This is a genomic window from Taibaiella soli (genome assembly GCF_003236175.1).
Taxonomy (GTDB): domain Bacteria; phylum Bacteroidota; class Bacteroidia; order Chitinophagales; family Chitinophagaceae; genus QKTW01.
In genome coordinates this window covers 221,106-241,098 of the sequence record NZ_QKTW01000019.1, presented here as the reverse complement: position 1 = coordinate 241,098, position 19,993 = coordinate 221,106, and the positions used below count along the sequence as shown (strand labels likewise).

Annotated in this window: 13 protein-coding genes; 5 read left to right on the top strand and 8 right to left on the bottom strand. The window is 43.9% G+C overall.

Going from position 1 to position 19,993, the window contains the following annotated elements:
• The first annotated feature begins 235 nt into the window (after positions 1-235).
• The 3 genes from DN068_RS15035 to DN068_RS15025 all read left to right on the top strand — a co-directional run bounded on the left by DN068_RS15035 (position 236) and on the right by DN068_RS15025 (position 7,503).
• Positions 236-1,333, top strand: coding sequence for a GEVED domain-containing protein (locus tag DN068_RS15035; protein WP_110999751.1), 1,098 nt, complete (start codon positions 236-238; stop codon positions 1,331-1,333).
• A gap of 129 nt (positions 1,334-1,462) precedes the next feature.
• Positions 1,463-4,447 (top strand): ATP-binding protein, encoded by a 2,985-nt coding sequence (locus tag DN068_RS15030; RefSeq protein ID WP_110999750.1) that lies wholly within the window; start codon positions 1,463-1,465, stop codon positions 4,445-4,447.
• A 92-nt stretch (positions 4,448-4,539) separates the two neighbouring features.
• Entirely contained in the window at positions 4,540-7,503 is a 2,964-nt protein-coding gene (locus DN068_RS15025) for a T9SS type A sorting domain-containing protein (RefSeq protein WP_165836411.1), read from the top strand.
• 248 nt (positions 7,504-7,751) lie between these two features.
• Here DN068_RS15025 and hpt read toward each other — a convergent pair whose 3' ends face one another.
• The 7 genes from hpt to DN068_RS14990 all read right to left on the bottom strand — a co-directional run bounded on the left by hpt (position 7,752) and on the right by DN068_RS14990 (position 15,355).
• Positions 7,752-8,285, bottom strand: a complete 534-nt coding sequence (gene hpt, locus DN068_RS15020) for a hypoxanthine phosphoribosyltransferase (RefSeq protein ID WP_110999748.1) — start codon at positions 8,283-8,285, stop codon at positions 7,752-7,754.
• Between the two features lie 25 nt (positions 8,286-8,310).
• Positions 8,311-10,101: a glucosaminidase domain-containing protein gene (locus DN068_RS15015; protein ID WP_110999747.1), complete on the bottom strand. Its 1,791-nt coding sequence runs from the start codon at positions 10,099-10,101 to the stop codon at positions 8,311-8,313.
• Positions 10,102-10,121: 20 nt separating this feature from the next.
• Positions 10,122-10,778: an O-methyltransferase gene (locus DN068_RS15010; protein WP_110999746.1), complete on the bottom strand. Its 657-nt coding sequence runs from the start codon at positions 10,776-10,778 to the stop codon at positions 10,122-10,124.
• A 3-nt stretch (positions 10,779-10,781) separates the two neighbouring features.
• Complete coding sequence (locus DN068_RS15005; protein ID WP_110999745.1) at positions 10,782-11,480, bottom strand: LOG family protein; 699 nt, start codon at positions 11,478-11,480, stop codon at positions 10,782-10,784.
• A 39-nt stretch (positions 11,481-11,519) separates the two neighbouring features.
• Entirely contained in the window at positions 11,520-13,088 is a 1,569-nt protein-coding gene (locus DN068_RS15000) for a sodium:solute symporter (RefSeq protein ID WP_110999744.1), read from the bottom strand.
• Positions 13,089-13,154: 66 nt separating this feature from the next.
• The gene (locus DN068_RS14995; protein ID WP_123985363.1) at positions 13,155-13,799 is read right to left on the bottom strand and encodes a hypothetical protein; all 645 of its coding nucleotides are present in this window, start codon (positions 13,797-13,799) and stop codon (positions 13,155-13,157) included.
• A gap of 152 nt (positions 13,800-13,951) precedes the next feature.
• Positions 13,952-15,355 carry an FAD-binding oxidoreductase gene (locus DN068_RS14990; RefSeq protein WP_110999742.1) on the bottom strand — a complete coding sequence of 468 codons (1,404 nt, stop codon included), beginning with the start codon at positions 15,353-15,355 and terminating at the stop codon, positions 13,952-13,954.
• 144 nt (positions 15,356-15,499) lie between these two features.
• Between DN068_RS14990 and DN068_RS14985 the strand changes: the two genes are divergently transcribed.
• Both DN068_RS14985 and DN068_RS14980 read left to right on the top strand, forming a co-directional pair.
• On the top strand, positions 15,500-15,832 hold the full coding sequence (locus DN068_RS14985; protein ID WP_110999780.1) for a PadR family transcriptional regulator: 333 nt from the start codon (positions 15,500-15,502) through the stop codon (positions 15,830-15,832).
• Positions 15,833-15,842: 10 nt separating this feature from the next.
• Positions 15,843-16,508, top strand: coding sequence for a PspC domain-containing protein (locus tag DN068_RS14980; protein ID WP_110999741.1), 666 nt, complete (start codon positions 15,843-15,845; stop codon positions 16,506-16,508).
• 198 nt (positions 16,509-16,706) lie between these two features.
• Here the strand turns inward: DN068_RS14980 and DN068_RS14975 are convergent, their stop codons facing one another.
• On the bottom strand, positions 16,707-19,520 hold the full coding sequence (locus tag DN068_RS14975; RefSeq protein WP_110999740.1) for a T9SS type A sorting domain-containing protein: 2,814 nt from the start codon (positions 19,518-19,520) through the stop codon (positions 16,707-16,709).
• Positions 19,521-19,993: the final 473 nt, after the last annotated feature.

Sequence of the window (19,993 nt, the reverse complement as noted above, 5' to 3'; positions counted from 1 at the left end):
AAAGAAAGCAGCGCGAAAGCGTTTAAAATATAAGGTTTTATTTAACTGGGGAGTAAAATAAAACCGTCGTACTCCGTTTTTTACAATACATATTTCATTGTTTTTCTGTATAAGATCACCAAATGTGATCCATGCGGTTACAATTACGTTTTGTAAAATCTGCGAACATACACTAGCATACCTCTACAAGTTTTAATTTTTTTACTGCCGTGTGGGGACGGCGAAAATCAAGCTTATGAGAAATATGTACGCTAAGAATTTGGCGCGCGTTGCTGCAATGTTTTCTTTGTGCTGCCTGGCAATGCCACAAATGGCGCAAGCCCAAACCTATTGCACACCTGCTTATACTACCGGTTGTTCTCTTGGTGACCGGATCGAAGCATTAACCTTAAACGGCGATAACGGATCTGTTCTGTATGATCCGGCTGCGAGTTGCGCCAGCGGCGGCAGTTATTATGTAGACAAAACTGCACTCGGTGTAACAGTACACGCCAATGCTTCCTATACTTTGAGTCTGCATACCAATGCAATCAGCGGTTATGACAATGCAAAAGTCTGGGTCGATTTTAATAACGATAAAACATTCTCTGATCCGGGCGAGCTGGTTGGTTCATCCACACTGATAAAAAATACAACTTCCACTTTGCAGGTTACCTTTCCATCTGGCATTGTGCAGGGTAGTTACAGAATGCGCGTGCGGGTAAACGTAGATCCTTCTCTTTCTTCGCTGACGCCGTGTGGCAGTACCAACCTTGGCGAAGCCCGCGATTACATCGTGACATTTGCAATTGCACCGCTAGAAATGCATCTGCTTAGCTTTAACGGAAAGGCGAGCAATGCCGTAAATAATTTGTACTGGGTCGTTTCTGGTAATGACGATAATAATCCGTTTATCGTGCAGCGTTCAGCGGATGGCAGATCTTTCAGTGATCTCGGAACTGTTGCAAATACAGCAGGAAATAATTTTGCATTTACAGATGAGCGTCCGCTTTCCGGCACTAACTTTTATCGTCTGGCAATGAAAAACAATAATGGTGAATGGAGTTACAGTCAGGTAATTAACATTGCGCGCGAATATTCCGGCGACCTCATGAGCATTTATCCAAATCCAGCCAAAGGAAATGTTCATATTGCTTACACATCAGCAGAAAATGCAACAGCGCGTGCGATTATTTCCGATATGAGCGGTCGTGCAATCTGGTCAGAAGACGTAATACTGAATGCAGGTAATAATGATATTCAGGTATTGCTGCCGCAAATGACAGCAGGCAACTATATACTGCAACTGCAGAATACAGTTATTCATCAGACTGCCCGCTTGTCTGTTTATTAAATTATTTGGTGTATAAGAGATTGTTTGTTCCGCAAAGAAGTCGATCAACGGAATTTTATAAAAATAATTTTACCTTCGTTTTTACTGTATATCATGAAATAACAGTGCTGGGAGAGAGCACGTAACGTGATGCAATTAAAAGATAAATTAAAACTTACAGGGGCTGTAATTGCTGTCTTTTTTCTGGGCTATATATACCAGGCGTATCTCCTTTACCAGAGATCGACGAAGCTGCATTACAGGGTGTATCATACCGATAGTGTGCTCAATGAGCTTACCATCCTTAATAATGCATTTCACAAATATGAATCTGCTACAAAAAGTTATATAGCGGCGCCTACAACGAAGCATAAAGAACAGCTTACCAACGATACCGAAGATATCAATCAGCATCTTTATTCGCTGAAAAAACTAACTAAAGACAATCCTGATCAGCAGCTAATGCTGGGGCAGCTAAGCGGTTATTTTAAAGACGGTTTTTTCCCCTTGATCAAAAAGATTAAAACCGATACCGCGCTAACGGTTTCAAGCAGTGCACAAGCCGGGCATATCACTTCGCTTGATGAACTGCACGAGCAAACTGCCAAGGCTATCGAGAATATGACGATGACAGAGAAAATACTCTGGAACAGGCGTACTGACGACCTTATCTTCTATAATACAACAAGATTCTTTTTTTCCGTTTCTGGTTATCTGATCATGGGGGCGCTGGTGTTTCTGGCCATTTATCAGGTAGGTGTTTATATTCGCCGCAACAAACTGGCTGAAGAAAAAGCAAAATTGAGCAGCAAAAAATATCAATCGCTCATAGATGATTCTGCCATTACTTCCATTATTTCGGATACAGAAGGTAATATCCGTTTTATCAGTAAAAACGTACAAGCATTAACGGGGTATTCGGCGTCCGATCTGAAAGGTGTCCCTATTGCACAATGTATGCCGCGGGCGTACCGGGATGGGGTAATGGAGGCGATAAAAAATGTAGTTGCAAGCGGTAATTACAGCAATGTATTGGAACTGGAAATTTTCACATTCTCCAGAGTTAATAAATGGATTAACTGCCGCATCGCTCCTTTATTTAAAAACAATAATGAGATAGAGGAATTACAGGTGGCGTTCTGGGACATGGATGAAGAAATGAAGGTGCGGATGGAGCTGGAACAACTGGAAGTGGAGCAAAAAAATCAGCAGGTATTGCTTCAGAATATCCTTGATAATTTGCCCAACTTTGTTTTTGTAAAAGATGCTGCAGGCAAATATCAGCTTGCAAATAAAAAGCTGAAAGAACTGCTTGATGTAGGTTCTCCGGACGATATCGGAATTAAAATAAGCAACTTTGTAAAACAGGAAAATGTTCCGGACAAGTATAGCGAGTCTGATTGGCAGGTATTGAACAACAAAGCGGTGGTTTCATTTGAAGAGAAATATCCGGTAAATGGTGTGACTCATTATTTCCAGATTGTAAAGTTTCCATTGCTGAATGAAGCCGGAGAAGTAACGCATATTTGTGGCATCACCACCGATATCAGCGAGCACCGTGAATCTGAAAACGAATTGCGTGCCGCGCGTAAAACCGCTGAACAAGCTAAAACCGCACAGGAAACATTCCTTGCAAACATGAGCCATGAGATCCGTACACCAATGAACGGAATTATTGGCATGAGTAATTTGCTGCTGAGTACCAAACAAGACGCGGAGCAAAAAGAATTCACAGAAACTATTTTAGAATCTTCGAGCAACCTGCTTTCCATTATTAATGATCTGCTTGATTTTTCGAAAATCAAATCAGGCAAGTTCATGTTTGAATATGTGCCATTCCGTCCTCGCCATGTAATCCGCAAAGCAATTTATCCGCTGCAGTTTAAGGCAGAAGAAAAGCGTATTGGTCTGAACATTAACATTGCAGACGATATTCCGGAAATACTTATCGGAGATCCGCTGCGTTTGCAGCAGATCGTCATCAATCTGATGGGGAATGCAATTAAGTTTACCTCAGAGGGGTCGGTGACGATTACCGTGAGTGGTAAACTCATTCAGAATAATGCGATCAACCTTAGGCTGAGTGTAGTTGATACGGGTATCGGTATTCCGGAAAATAAACTCGATTATATCTTCGAAAGTTTCACCCAGAATAATGTCAACACTTCGCGTCAATATGGTGGTACCGGGCTTGGCCTGGCCATTGTGAAACAGCTGGCGGAAATGCAGCATGGCCAGATTACTGTAGCGAGTAAGTTGGGTAAAGGTTCTGAATTTACGGTAGAAATTCCTTTTGAAATCGGAAAGGAAATGCCTGTAGTTCAGGAAAATAAACCTATTTCTGCCGATGGTATGCTATTGCTGAAAGGCATGCAGATACTCGTTGCCGAAGACAACGTTATTAATCAGAAAGTAGTTAAGAACACACTCTCCAAGCAGGGCGCCGTTGTCGACATCGCATCGAACGGTCGCGAAGCAATAGCATTGGCGCAGCAGCAATACTATGATGTAATACTGATGGACCTGCAAATGCCGGAAGTGGACGGTTATAAAGCGACAAGGCATATACGGCAGGTATTAAAAATAGATGTGCCTGTAATCGCTATGACCGCAGATGCATTGAAGGGTGAAGCCGAAAAATGTTTTGATGCGGGAATGAGCGGCTTTATTTCAAAACCATTTGATCCGAACGACCTTTATCAGCAATTGCTTAAAATCACTAATGCCAAAACGATCAATACCATGACAACTCAAAGCGGACCTGAAACAACGGAACCATTAATTGACCTCAGTTATCTCGACGAACTTTCCGGCAATGACCCGGCTTATATGTATGAAGTGATGCAGATCTTCCTGAGTAACATGCCGGAAGGACTGGAAAAGCTGGAAGGATTGATTCGTAACACAGAAGACTGGGATTCGATTTACCGTCAGGCGCATTTTTTGAAATCAAGCGTAAGTATTGTTAAGATTAGGAATATGTATGATAGTCTTGCTGAGATAGAAGACTATGCGAAGAAGAAAGAAAACCTGGGGCAGATACCTGTAATACTGGACCAAATTGTCGCTACATTTAAAGAAGCGCATCCTTTATTAATTGCGGAGCGTGACCGGAACAAACCGGAGGGTGCTTAGCCGTTTTGTCTTGCTAATGTAAATGTTTGCCGCGTTTTGCCTAGAGAATGGCGGATTTTTGCTATTTTTTCGTTTTATATTTTCTCCATAAAATGAAAAGATCTCTAATCCTTCTGGGATTGTCTGCCGCGTTTTTACCGGCGGTAGCTCAGAAAAGCTCTTACGAAGTATCTGTATTTAGGAATGCTAATGCCCCGGTAACGCAGGCTAAGACAGGTAACGCAGCAAACATGCGTACACAGGAAGGACGCATCATTATTCCAGGTTGGGGTATCAATACGGCCAACATTACGGTAAATGATTTTTTTGGTCCTGCCATCACTGTTCCCGGAAGCACGCTGGTGCAAAAAGCACAGTATTGTTTTGACAACTATCTCACATCCGCCGGTCTCAACAAAAATGATTGGCAATTGACACGCAATGAAGTAACGCCACGTGCTACTTTCGTAGAATTTCAACAAACATTAAACGGCCAGGAAGTTCAATTCTCCAGAATCAGTTTCCGCTTTACCAACGATGGGAAACTGGTGCGCATCAATCTTAAATCTTACGGACAAGACGGCATTACACAAACACCGGTTATCTCAGCTGCAGCAGCACTCGAAGCGGCGGGCAGCGATCTCACAGATGCGGTGATTACTTCAAAAACTACAGGTGCGGATTGGTCCTGGTTCCCGGTTCCGTCTGCAAACGGTTATAAGCTGCGTCCTGTGTGGTCTTACACTATAGAAGCAGCCACTAAAAATGACGGTCCGTTGAAACTTACAGGTTTCGTGGACGCGATTTCTGGCGATATCTTGTATCGTACTAACGAAATCAAAGAAGGCGGCGATCTTACGATAAAAGGAACTGTTTATAAAAATGGTACGTTAAATGCAGCTACCGATGAGCCGCTAACTGATCTCGCGGTTACGATCAATGGTGCTATTTATTATAGTGACAGTGCCGGGTATTTTAATGATCCAAACCTGACACTTCCTGCTGTGGCTACCATTCCGCTGCAAGGCAAATGGTCAAAAGTTTTCGATATAAACAACGGTTCACTCACACCTACAGTAAATGATACCATCAACGCAGCCGGTACACAATTTGTTTACCCGGCTACAGGTACATCTAACAGTCGTCTGGTGAACTCTTATTATCACGTAAACCGGGTACATGATTTCATGAAAGGCTACTATCCTACTTTTACAGGTATGGATATCATGTTGCCGACCAATGTTGATCTTACCAGTGGTACGTGTAATGCATTCTATAATGGCAACTCCATTAATTTCTATGCTGCAGGCGGTGGCTGTAAATCATTCGCAGAGATCGGCGATATCATTTATCACGAATACGGACACGGCATTTCTGACAAGTTTTATCAGGCACACAGTCCTAATGGTTCTACAATCAGAAATGGTGCACTGAACGAAGCAAGTTCAGATATCTGGGCAATCAGTATTACGCACAATCCTATTCTCGGCCAGTATTGTTATACCAATCAGCCTAATTCTTATATCCGTCGTTATGATCAAACGCCGAAGGTATATCCGCAGGATATTCAGCATGAAGTGCATGCAGACGGTGAAATCATTGCAGGCGCCTGGTGGGATGTGGCTGTAAACACAGGTAGTGTGGATACAATGACAAAACTGTTTACAGACGTTTATTATGATACTCCGGATGGCCCTAACGGAACGGAAGGAGTCGTTTACCATGATGTGCTCATCTCAGCTTTGATGAGTGATGACGATGACAACAACCTCAGTAATGGTACTCCGCATTTTACAGAAATCGTAAAAGCGTTTGCAAAACATGGCATTTATCTGCTGAGCGATGCAACAATTACACACCAGGAAATTGCACATCAGCCAATAAGTACACCAGTTAGCGTCAATGCATCTGTGTCGTTGACTTACCAAAGCTGGTTGCAAGATGTAAAACTGGTATACCGCGTCCGTGGAAAAGCATGGGATACGTTGGCTATGACGAATAACGGCAACATGAATTTCTCTGCGCAGATTCCGGGAATAGATACAGGGGGCAAGCTGATCGACTACTATATTGCTGTGTCTGATATCACAGGTACAACCAGTGCATATGCGCCAACGCTTTTTAATCCAATACTTGCTGCTAATACATCACCAGTCACTTATTCGCAATCCAATATTCCTTACCAGTTCGGCATTGGTCTGGTTGCAGTAGATAGCAATCAGTTTGAAGGTGCAACTACAGGCTGGAGAATCGGTAACAATACAAATGATAATACAACCCGTGGTATCTGGGTGCAGGCTGTACCGCTCGCTTCTTACACATCAGCAGCGTTGGGCTCATTGATTTGCCAGACGGGTAACGACCATACTACAGGTTCCGGGAAATGTCTCATTACCGGTAATGCTTCATCAAGCTCTCAGTCTATCACAACAAACGCTGTGTTGAGTGGTAAAACTACAGTGATAACGCCAGCATTTGACCTCACTGGTTATCAGCAACCAATTATCGAGTATTACCGCTGGTATTCAAACGATCGTGGTAGCAATCCACGTAAGGACCAATGGCAGGTGCAGGTGAGAGATACTGTTAATACACTTTGGAAAAACGTAGAGTATACTTATCAGTCTGATTATGTCTGGAGAAGAAGAATTTTCTCCGTAAGCGAATTCCTGACAAGCACGGCGCACGTTCAACTGCAATTTACCGCATACGATGCTGTTAATCAGAATTTAACCGGCAATGGACAAAGCGTAGTGGAAGCGGGTATTGACGACTTCTTTATTTATGATAAGGTGAGCACTAATCCAGCTTCTGTGAATAATGTTGCTCCGGCAGAGAAAGCAAAAATCTATCCGAATCCGGCAGATGGCGTGGTAAATATTTCGTTGCCTGCTAATACAAAAGGTTCAATGGGTGTTTATGATATCACCGGTAAAGTGATCTACGAACTGACACTGGATGGAACGAATACAAACTACCATATCGGTACAAGTCAATTGCCTGCTGGTCAGTACCTGCTGGTAATTAAAACGGATAATCACACTATCCAGACTAGTAAGATCAGTGTAGTTCACTAGGTCAATGTAAATGGTCAACGGGGAATAAATTTTTCACTGCCCATATTACACAGACCAGAATAAAAAAACGGTCGGACGCTTCACTTCGTCTGACCGTTTTTTTTATTGTCAATCGAATTGCGTGTGCCGGTAAGCCAAACATCAGATGTTATAAAAAGAATGGTCCCCACAATCATGCGGGGACCATCTTTTATAATTAATTGTCAGAGATGGCTGAATCAGAAAATCAGGTTTCTGCAGTCAGGTATTTATGCGAGTTGAAATAGCTCCGGAAGGTTCCGGCCATGGCCGTCATAATCCAAACCGTATCCGACCACAAATTTGTCCGGGATTTCAAAACCTACATAATCTGCTTTGACATCGTATTTCAATGCTTCTGGTTTCGTAAGAAACGTTGCAATGCGTAAAGATGCGGGTTGGCGGTGAATCAGGTCAGGGATAAATGAACTCAGTGTTTTTCCTGTATCAATGATATCCTCCATTATGATGAGATGGCGCTGGTAAAGATCTTCTTCCATACCGATGGCGGTGATGACATTTCCGGTAGAAGTAGTGCCTTTATAAGATGCCAGTTTAATAAAAGAGATCTCTGCATCGATTGTCAATGCTCTGAACAGATCTGCTGCGAAAACAAAAGAACCATTTAGGATGGCCAATACTAATGGATTTTTGTCGGCATAGTCGGTGCTGATCTGGGTGCCGAGCTCATTAATGCGTTCGGCGATTTTCTCTTTACTGATATAGGGTTGAAAGAACTTGTCGTGTACTTGAATCTTTGACATGTATGAGTTTTGACTATTGGTGTTATTATGGTTTTACACGAAGTTTCTGCCCCACTTTAAGATCTTCGAAATTGAGGTGATTCCAGTCCATCAGCTGGCGCATTGTAATATTGTTGCGCTTTGCAATGGCAAAAGCGGTATCGCCTTTTTGGACCGTATAGAATTTATCGCCGTCTGCAGATGCGCTGGTTGTAGCTGCTGCAGGAGCGGTTTGCGTGCTGGTGGCTACTGTTGGAGCCGGCGGCGTTGGAGTAGTTTTAGCTGGAACGTTCGCTGCTTGCGTAGTCGTTTTGTTGTCCGTGGCATATACAACTTTATCAAGCTTTGCTTTCAGGCGTGATAATTCATCTTCCGGTTCGGCTGTTTTAGCGGCAGGATGTGGCTGATCCGTATCGTCATCATCGTCATCTTCTTCACCGACGGCTTTTTCCTTTGCAATATTGACCGTCGTATCTGTTTTGGATGCGGTAACAGGAACTGGTGTGGTAGTTGGTGCCGGTACAGGTGCAGCAGCAGGTTGCGTTGGCACCGGTTGTGTGCCGGGCGGTTCTTGAGGAGCTGGAGTTGCATTATCTACCGGAGTTGCAACAGGAGTTGCAGGTTGTCTCGGAGCGTTGGTTTCCGCCGGTTTTGCAGACTCGGTAACAACCACAGCTGGTGCTGCATTGGTTGCGGTTGCTGCCTTGGCGGTCTCAGGTATCTCTGGTTTTTTGTATACGTAGGTGTTGTCGTCTGTTGTCACTTTTATTTTAGAAGTTCTGGCGGCAGCGACTATCGCAGGATCTGCAAGCTCTGGTTTTGAATTCGACTGTTCCTGCAAATACAGAGTACTTCCTGCAACCGGCACTTCATCTGGTCCCAGCTGATTGTATGTGCGGAGTTGTTTTAATTGCATGCCTTCTGCCTGAGCTACCTGCAGCAGGGTTTCATTTTTTTGCAGAATATGGCGACGGTGTGTCCCTTTGCTGTTTTTCTTTTCGAGATAAACAAACATGTCTGCTTCGAGTGGTGCATCTGGCAGATCATTGATCTCTAGCAGACGAATGTAGCGGATATTATATCTCATGGCAGCTTCCAGCAGTACATCACCTCTGTGGCCATAAAAAGCTTTGAGTCCATTTACGGTAAGTGTACCTTCTGCATTACCCACATCTACTTTGTCATTATCAGGAACCACTTCCGTCGTTTGTCTTTGTATTTCGGGAGTGTCTACCACGCGCTGAGCAGACTGGTAAGAAGTCTGATGTGGCACTACTGCTACCGCGAGGGCTTGCGCGGTGTTTGCATCATCGGCTTTCATTGCCATATAGGTATAGTCCTGCAGATGAAAATCTTCAATCAGCTTGATCAGTTGTGGTGCATATTTTGGATTCGTTGCATAACCACAACGTTTCAATCCATGAGCCCAGCCGGAGTAATCCGTTACTTTCAAATTGAATAAAGCTGCATAGCGTGTTCCGGAGTGAAGATATTCTGAGTGGTCTTTGTAAGAATCATAAGCACAGGAGTATTTGCGGAAACATTCTTGTGGTGCGTCATCATCATGAGCAAATGTTTCCCCTTTCCATTCTTTTCTGCATTTAATCCCGAAGTGATTATTAGCCTGCGTCATCAATTCGCTACAGCCAGCCGCCGTTTCAAAAACGCCCTGTGCCAATGTGATGGCTGCGGGAATGCCGCTTCTGCGTTGCTCTGCAATAGCCAGTGCTTTATGTTGTTGTATATATTTATTGACTTTTTCCTGGTAGCTCTGCGCTTTCACCGCAGTATGCGCACACAAAAAAGCAAATAGAGATGTAAATATCCATTTCTTCATCAATCAAAAAATTTAGTTGGTTATACCGCTGCAATCTTCCTTGCAATCATAATGCCATCTCTCAGCGGCAGCAGCATTTGTTCTATTCTTGGGTCTTTGCTCAGCTTTTCGTTGTAAGCGTGCATCGCTTTAGCAGCGTTGCCGCGGTCTTCTTCCGGCCAGGTTACTTCACCTTCAAATAAAACATTGTCTGCAAGAATATACCCGCCAATAGGTACTTTATCAAAAACGAGATCGAAATAAAGACTGTAATTTCTCTTGTCTGCATCGATAAATACGAGATCAAAAGAGTCTTCAAGAGTAGGGATAATATCGGCAGCCTTGCCGTAGTGACGTGTTATTTTCTGGTCTACCCATGCTTCGGTAAAATATTTCCGTGTCATGGGTTCCAGATTTTCATTGATGTCTATGGTATGCAGATGCCCGTCGGGAGTCAGGCCCTGAGCCAGGCAAATAGCCGAATAGCCGGTATAGGTTCCCAATTCAAGGATGCGGTGCGGCTGTATCATTTTACTAATCATCTGAAGAAACGCACCTTGCAAATGGCCCGATAACATTTTCGGTTGCGGTACGGTTTCATACGTTTCGCGATTCAGCGCAGCAAGCACCGGAGTTTCCGGTGTGGTATATTTTTCTGCGTAATCGTTGAGATCGGCGGGAATCAACAGCTTCGACATCGGCTAGAAATTTGGTTGCAGTTTATTATGAGTATAAAATTCGCGAATATATGCCACTACTTCATCAGCGGTATCAAATATTTTTATCAGTTCCAGGTCGCCGGGACTAATGTTCCCTTCGCCTTCCAGCATGGCTTCCCGCATCCAGTTAAACAACCCGTTCCAATACGTGCTGCCCATACAGATCATCGGCGTTGCCGTAAACTTACGGGTCTGTATCAATGTGGCCACTTCGAAAAATTCATCCATCGTGCCCCATCCGCCCGGCATCATGATAAAGCCTTGCGAATATTTGGTGAACATTACCTTACGAACAAAGAAATAATCAAAGTTTAAGGTCTTATCACGGGCGATGTAGGGGTTCGAATGTTGTTCGAAAGGCAGGTCAATATTTAATCCTACAGAAATGCCACCTGCAAGGTTTGCACCTTTATTACCTGCTTCCATAATGCCCGGTCCGCCGCCGGTAATCACGCCAAAACCTTCTTCCACCAGCCTGCGTGCAATTTCAACAGTAAGCTCATAATATTTATGCCCCGGCTGTGTACGTGCCGATCCAAATATGGAAATACACGGACCGATTTTCGCCAGCGTTTCAAATCCCTGCACAAATTCTGCCATTATCTTAAAGATCTGCCAGCTTGAATGCGCTTTTGTTTCCGTCCAGTCACGGAGTTTTATTTTCGTCAGTTGTTCTTTCATCTGATGTATGTCTTGTGTGGCAAAACTGCCTGCCTGATGTTACAGGTCTACGTCCTGTTTCACCGTCATTGTTTCGTTGGACGCCTTTACAAAAGGAATTTCTCTTTCTTCACGACGGGAGCACGAAATTAACAGCAAAAATGTCAAGGCCGCGTTAAGGATGAGTAACTCATTGCCAATTACATAACCCCCGAGCCATTGTTTGTCGTGTTCTTTGATGATGTAACAAAGTATCGGTGCTGCAATACAAACAATCGGCAATGCATTGTCCATCACTTTTCGTTTTGTAAAAATACCAAAAGCAAACAAAGCAAGCAGCGGTCCATAAGTGTATCCGGCTACTACTAGCAAGGTTTGTATTAAAGAGCCGTTATCTACTTCGCGGAAAAGAAATACAAATCCGAGGAAGATAATGGCAAACATATTGTGTACGATCAGACGTTTGCGGGAGCGTTGCTTTTCCGTAAGATCTGTTCTGCGCTTGAGCCCGATGATATCGATACAGTAGGAAGATGTAAGCGCGGTCAATGCGCCGTCAGCACTTGGAAACAGTGCGGAGATCAGCCCAATGATAAAAATGATACCGATAAACGGCGGCAGATAATGGAATGCGATCGTCGGGAAAATGTTATCACCCATAATGTTTTTGCCATCGAGGATGAACTGCGTGTCCATTTTGCCGTTCGTCATCACTTGCTGGAAGCTGCCACCTTTACTCATCCCGTAGAGGTATAACAAACCTCCGAGCATCAGGAAAATGAATACCACGAAGGCCTGAAGGAAGCTTAGGGTCAGCATGTTTTTCTGCGAGTCTTTCAACGTTTTTACGCTGATATTTTTCTGCATCATTTCCTGATCAAGGCCCGTCATGGCAATGGTAATAAAAGCGCCGCCGAATAATTGCTTCAGGAAGAAATTGCCGGGTAAAGGATCAAAATGGAACATTTTGGTATAGCCATTCCCTGTAAGTGCATGCCAGGTATCGCCTACGCCCATGCCCAGCGCGTGCATGATGTAACCAATACACACGAGTAATGCCAGCAGCATAAAGGTCGTTTGCAAGGTGTCGGTCCATACGATTGTTTTTACGCCGCCGCGATAGGTATACAGCAGAATCAGCGCCAGGATCACAATAGCAGTGACTTCAAATGAAATACCCATATTGTCCAGCACGAATAGCTGTAGCACCTTAATAACAAGGTAAAGCCGTAAAGTTGCACCCAGCGTGCGCGAAAGAATAAAGAACAATGCACCGGTTTTATAAGCAGTGGTGCCAAGTCTTTTCTCCAGATAAGTATAGATGGAAGTGAGCTGTAGCTTGTAATAAAGTGGCAGTAAAATATACGCGACTGCGAAATAGCCGAGCCAGTATCCGATCACAACCTGAAAATAATCAAACCCTGATCTGCCAACTGTTCCAGGCACAGAGATAAATGTCATGCCCGAGAGGGAAGTGCCCACCATACCAAATGCGACCACCCACCATTTGCTGTTCCGGTTGCCAATAAAGAATGATTCATTATTGGAATGACGGGAAGTATAAAACGCGATGCCCATTAAGAGTGCGAAATAGGCAAGTATAATTGTAAGGAGTACTGCAGAGCCCATATGTGAAAATAAAAAGACTTTGCCTTTTTAAAGGCAAAGTCCGGTAATTATTTAGAGGAGGTAAAATTAAAAACCGTACATGAAGCCAATCATCGGAACCACGCGTCCGTAATAAGGACTATACTGGTTCTGAAGAACGTCATACATCAGCGAGAAGTTGACCGATGCTCTGTCGCCTATAGGCGCACGATAACCAGCACCCAGTAATAGTGAAGGGGCATCATACTTCACTTTTTGATTTACAATATTGCCGGAGCCATTTGGGTCAAAGCCCGGATCTGTATAGCTCATATAGTTTTGGTCGAACTGAGCGCCCACAAACAAACCGCTAAAAACAAGATAACGTGCCCAAACGCCAATAGATAATATGTCCGATGAAAGATCATAGTAGTTAGACTCTCCTGTAATTGGATTTTGGAGGTAGAAGTAGTCTTTATACTTATAATAAGTGTAACTGAAATCAATACCCGCAGCGAGCTTGTCTGTAATTCGATAGCCTATCACTGGTGCTACATAAACGCTCGTTGACGTTCCAAAAGATAGACCGAGAAAACCGCCTGCAATAATCTTAGACGGATCAAACCCCTTGTTCTCTTGCTTCTTCTTTGCTTGTATCTGTCGCATTGAGCGGCCGCTGCTGGTATATACATCCTGTGCCTGTGCCGCCTGCAGACCAATGCAGAGCATGATCACCGTTATTAAATATTTCATCCGAAGATTTTTTAATGTGGTTATGGAACGAATATACATTATTCAATATTCAACGCCCCTATAATTCTCGCTACGAAATTAAGCAAAACCTTATTCCAAAAACCGTTGTATTCTGGTTCTAGTCATAATACAACGACGAAATCTGTTAAAATTTAGGACAAAAAGATCTTACCTGGGTTTAAAATGCCTTTCGGGTCAAAAATGTTCTTTATCTGCTTCATCAATCCAAGCTGTATGTCATTGAATGCTATATTCATGTATTCTTTCTGAACCAGCCCGATGCCGTGTTCTCCGGAAATTGTTCCGCCCATGCGAATCACCTCTTTAAACAATGCTTTGATGCCTTGCGGTAGTTTTTCATTCCAGTCAGAGTCGCTCATGTTCCCTTTCACAATGTTTACGTGGAGATTGCCATCGCCGGCATGGCCGTAGCATACAGATTCGAAGCCATATTCTTTCCCGAGCTGTTTGATGATGCGGAGTAATTCAGGTAATTCGGCTCTCGGCACTACAGTATCTTCTTCTTTGTAGATCGAATTGCTTTTTACAGCTTCGCCCACTTTGCGGCGTAAGGTCCAGAGCATTTGTTTTTGCTCGGCGCTGTCCGCAAAAAGAATTTCATCAATATCATATTGCTGTACGATGTCGCCAATCGCTTCCATTTCCTTATAAAGCTGGTCGTAATGATTGCCATCTACTTCAATCAGTAAGTGTGCCGCAATATCATCAGGTAATGAAACGCCGGAAGACTGTACATATTTCATAGACCATTCCAACGCATCACGTTCCATAAATTCCATTGCCGAAGGTGTGTAACCCGCCATGAATATGGCATTCACAGCGGCGCAAGCTTCTTCTGCTTTACGAAATGGTACGAGCATCAGCATATCATGTTGTACCGCTGGAATTAAGCGCAACACAATTTTTGTGATTACACCGAGTGTCCCTTCACTACCTACTACTAATTGGGTGAGATTATAACCGGTAGCATTTTTCAGCACATTGGCGCCAGTCCAGATTACGGAGCCGTCGGCCAAAACCATTTCGAGATTCAGTACATAATCCTTTACCACTCCATATTTCACAGCACGCGGGCCGCCTGAGTTTTCAGATACATTGCCGCCGATAAAACAAGATCCTTTGCTGGCAGGGTCTGGAGGGTAGAAGAGTCCTTTTTCTTTTACAAAGTCCTGCAATTCCTGCGTGATCATGCCTGGCTCTACTGTTACCTGCAGGTTGCGCATATCCATGTTTACGATTTTGTTGAATCGTTTCATGTCTAGTACCACACCGCCCATTATAGCCAGCGCACCGCCGCTGAGGCCGGTTCCGGCGCCCCGTGGTGTTACGGGAATATTATGTTCGTTGCAATAACGCATGATCTGACTCACTGCGGGAACGGTTTCGGGTTGCAATACTATTTCTGGCAGATACGTCAGGTCTTCTGTTTCATCAGAAGCACAACGCTTAAGATTTTCTTCATCGGTAAGTACGCGAACATCGCTCAGCGATTGAAAAAAAGTTATATCGGACGACTGTATTTTGCTGAAACTCATACTGCAAAATTGGCGATATTTTGATGAAAGCGAAACGGTAATCTCCATTTTTTGTAGAAAAGGGGTATTTTTTAGGTTAAACTAGGTACTATGCATTGCATAATACTATTGATGACATATATTTGCTTTTGAAAATACATGGCAATGAACATTGATAATACAGCGTCACAAATGCGCAAAGGGTTGCTGGAGCTATGTATCCTGGGTATTATACAGCGGGAAAAAGAAGCCTATCCCAGCGATATCCTGGAACAATTGAAAAAGGCACAGCTGGTTGTTTTGGAAGGAACCTTGTATCCGTTGCTGACCCGGCTCAAAAATGCAGGTATGCTCGATTACCGTTGGGCAGAATCCAGTTCCGGTCCGCCAAGGAAATATTATTCACTCACAGAAGGCGGCGTTCTGTTTTATACACAGCTCCGCAATAACTGGGAAGAATTAAGTTATGCAGTCAACCATTTAACAAGCACCATATAAAACAAAGTATATGCAACGCATTATTCAGATCAATATAGCACAACGCGTCATTCCGATTGAAGAAGACGCCTACATGATCCTGAGAGATTATATCAGTTCGCTGGAAAGACAATTTGCCAACGAAGAAGGCAGAGAAGAAATTATCCAGGATATAGAATACCGTATCGCCGAATTGTTCGGTATCCGTCTCAGCGGTGGTGCGCCTGCTATTGATCGTGCCGATGTAAAAAAAGTAATGGAAACATTGGGACATGCAAGTGATCTTGGTGGAACTCCTGTACAGAATCTACCGGTTCGTTATGAGTCTAAAAAGCAACAGTACAATAACGGCCAGGCGCAAAACCAGAAACGAAGATTATATCGTAACCCTTACGAGAAGATTCTTGGTGGTGTATGTGGTGGTATTGCCAGCTATTTCGATATTGATCCAGTGATTGTTCGTCTGATAGTTGCCGTTTGTGTATTGGTTGGTGGCGTTGGTTTATTGGCTTATATCATTGCTTGGATCGCGATTCCGCTGGCGCGTACTCCTCAGGAGCTTAGTTATATGCAGGGCGGCGAACCGCTCAATTTTCACGACATTGCCCGCAATATGAGCAACGAATTACAAGATCTGAAAAAACGCGGCGAGGATATGAGTAAGGAGTTGAAAGATTTTTTTAGCAAGAAAAAGTAACTTTTTAATGCGATAATGGAAAATGTGGTGAATGGGGGAAATGTGATAAATGTGTTCTCCAGTATTGCGTATTTAAGAATTAAAAGGTCAGATGTTTTAAAACATCTGACCTTTTCTGTTTGGTGCACTTGAAATAATTGAATCTTGTTGTTTTAGCCAGGGAAATAAATGACTTATTTAACCATTTAACCGAATCGACTATTTAACAAGTTTGGTTTGCTGTGTGCTCGTGCCCTCCGTATAACGAAGGATGTAGACACCTTTTGCAAGATCGTTTGTATTGATGGTGGTAGCTTCAGTGTTTGCGGCAGCTGCTTTCAATATTTTGCCATTTAAATCAGCGATTGTAATTGTGCCAGCCGATTTTCCAGTATATACAGTTACGTTATCTGTTGCTGGATTTGGGTATACATTCAGTGAAGCAGCATTGTCGACAACTGTATTTGCAATTACAACCTTACTGTAGCTGGCTTGCAGCGTTTTGTCGGTCATCTTAAGGCGATAGTAGTTTACGCCGTTGAATGGTTTAGTATCTGTGTACTGATAATCGGAAATGCTTTTTTGAACGGGCAAAGATGTAATAGCGACGAAGTCTTTACCATTTTGGCTACGCTCCAGCGTGAAGATATCCGAAGCGTCGGCACTGGCAGTTTTCCAGGAAATAAGATTTGCATTGCCTTTGTTTACTGCATTGATATCGGTCAGTGTAATGGCCAGTGGTGCTACATGTGCTGCACCGACTGTAAATGGAGAGAAGTTTGAAATATTTGCCTGTATTACATCATAAACATTATTGCTCACGAAATGACCACCGGGTACTGTTACTTCTGTATATCCCGAAGCAGTGAGATAATCTTCCCATGCGGTTCCGTTGTAGTGTCTGATGTAAGTATGGTTGCGATTAAAATCATTGATTTCATCAGCGGCATTCCACTGCAAAGTCATAGTCACATTATTGCCTGCGCCATCCGGAGTAATATACCAGGTATGGTTTACAACCGGATTTGTAACAGTTGTACTACTTGCACCATGACCATCTTCATATACTACATCGCCTACTTTGATCGAGAAATTATCATAGCCTGCATTTGTCAATGTTGCTGGATTGTAGCTGCCATTACCAACCGGGAAAAATACAGGAGTATTGCCTACACTCATTTTCAGCGTTCCGTTGCCGTCTGTTTTTACATAAGAGCTTGCGCTGCCTCCTGTAATTTGATTGGTAACAGTAAGGTTATTATCACCCAATGAAAGGACGTTGTTGCTCAGTGCCAGATTTTTGACGGTGATGTCATTTTTTACTTTGATGTTATGGTCGATGGCAATGCTGTCGAGTACATCATGCGGTGGTAATGGGTAGTTGATCCATTGTGCACCATCCCATCCCTGCCAGTTGTAAGTATCGTCGAAATCACCACTGGCAATAGAATGGTATTTATTGAAGACGAGTGGCGTAACTTTTATCGTTGCTGAATTGGGCGATGTAATGGTGCCATCAGTAGCGCGGACACGGTAGTAATAAGGAGTACCGGTTGTAAGGCCGCTTACCGTTGCTGTGGTGTCATTTACCTGTAAACCGTTGTAGCCGCTAATCATAGATGATACAGCTGTGTTGTATTTGGTCATTACATCGTCCAGGCCGAAGTTGCCGGTATTTTTGTTATAGGTAAAACGGAATTGCGTGATGCCCGCTGGTAATGCCGGTGAAGTGGTGGCATTGTAAGTAAATGTAGCGGTTCCGCTGGTAGGTACTGCTGCGCTGAGAACGGTGGCAACGGTAGTCCAGGTGCCGTTTACTAGCCCTTCTACTAAAAAGCTGGAGCCTGAAGATCCATTATTGGCAAGTGTGAATTTCAATTCAGTCGCCGTGCTGTTCGCTGGGAGCGCAGGTGCATAGCCTGTTCCCACAGTACCGGAGTTGAGGAATTTTACGGAGTTTGGCGATGCGCCGGAGGTATAATTGCTGATCGTATTATCAAACACCCATCCGTTATAAAGAGCTGAACCCGTATAAGTGTCAAATCCTTCAGTTATCGAGGATGAGGTTGTTGTGGCGAATTGTGCATTGGTGCTTACATCCAGCAAATAAGATGTGACGCCGGTTACCGGGCTCCAGTTGGCGGAAAAGCTTGTGGCACCGATGTTTGACGCCACTTTTACAACTGGTGCCGCATATGCTACAGCGCCGGTCACTGCTACATTTGCACTTGTTGCTCCCGTTGTTGCATGTACAATATTGCCGTTGAAACTGCCAATAGCAGCGCCGGTCATACGAACATAAATAGTAGTTGTTGCGAGGTTGCCGCTCGTTGGCGTCAATGATAATGTGGAACCGAAATTGCTGGTGCTGCTGGTAGAGATTGTAAATCCTGCCGGTGCAGTGATCGACAAATTCGCCGTCATATTGATAGCAGAAACCGTATAAGATTGTGTGGCAGAAGACGCGCCCAAACCTGTGCTGAATGCAGCCAGTGAAGTTGTTGAAACGGTGATTACCGGCGCAGATGATGTTGCAGAAACATCGTGGATGTACAAAGCACGACTGGTATTGTTGTTGATACGCAGTTGGAGACTGGCGCTGTTGTCATTTACCGGTACTGAAAATGCAGTGCCGCTGGTAGCAGAGGTAGTTACCGTTTGTACGCTTGTCCAGGAACCGCTGCCGATTTTCTTTTCAACAACAAAGCCGCCGCTGGTGCCCGATACGCGGGCATTAATGTTCAGTGTTCCGACGCCGCCGTTTGCAACGACTGGCAAAGTAAGGATGCCGCCGCTTGCCTGCGCTTGTACGTACCCCGCAGAGCCGACACCACTGGAAACTCCGCCAGGAGCAATGATGCAATTGGTGTATGCCCAGGCATTACCAGGGCCTGCCGCTGTACTGGACGAATAGCTGCCTACGGATGTCCAGCCTTGAAAATTTTCCGAAATAATGGTCGATTGTGCCATGCCGAATATCGGTAGCAACAAAACGATGAGGGTGTAAAAGAACTTGGAGTAATTTTTTGCCATAATTATATAGTATTTGAAAAATGCTTTCTTAGAAGAAATAAGTCCCGGGGGCGTTCAGTAGTCAATTTTGGCCATAGGTAGTCAGAAATAATAGAGTGGGGCAAAAGTAGAAGGGTAGTATTATGGCAGTATTACGGCCGCGTTAAGTGTGGGAAGACAACAATTAGATAATATTCCGGATTAAACTGATCAATTGACAGCGGCGAAACATCAGATGAATTCGAGATTGGTTTGTTGTTTGCGTCATCGCAACAAACGAATAGACGGGATGACCAGGTGATTAAATACTAGTGAGGTCACTCAGATGAGGGAAGGCTCACGTAATTACAATGGAACTTTGCTGGGTGCTATTAAAACAAGAGGATTTTTGCGTATTTGCTTGCTTGTTGTTCTGAGCGAAGTGCGCGGGAAACAGAGCCGCATGCGCATGCATTAGTGTAGTGGGGGAAAGACATAGCTGCGATTTGCAGGAA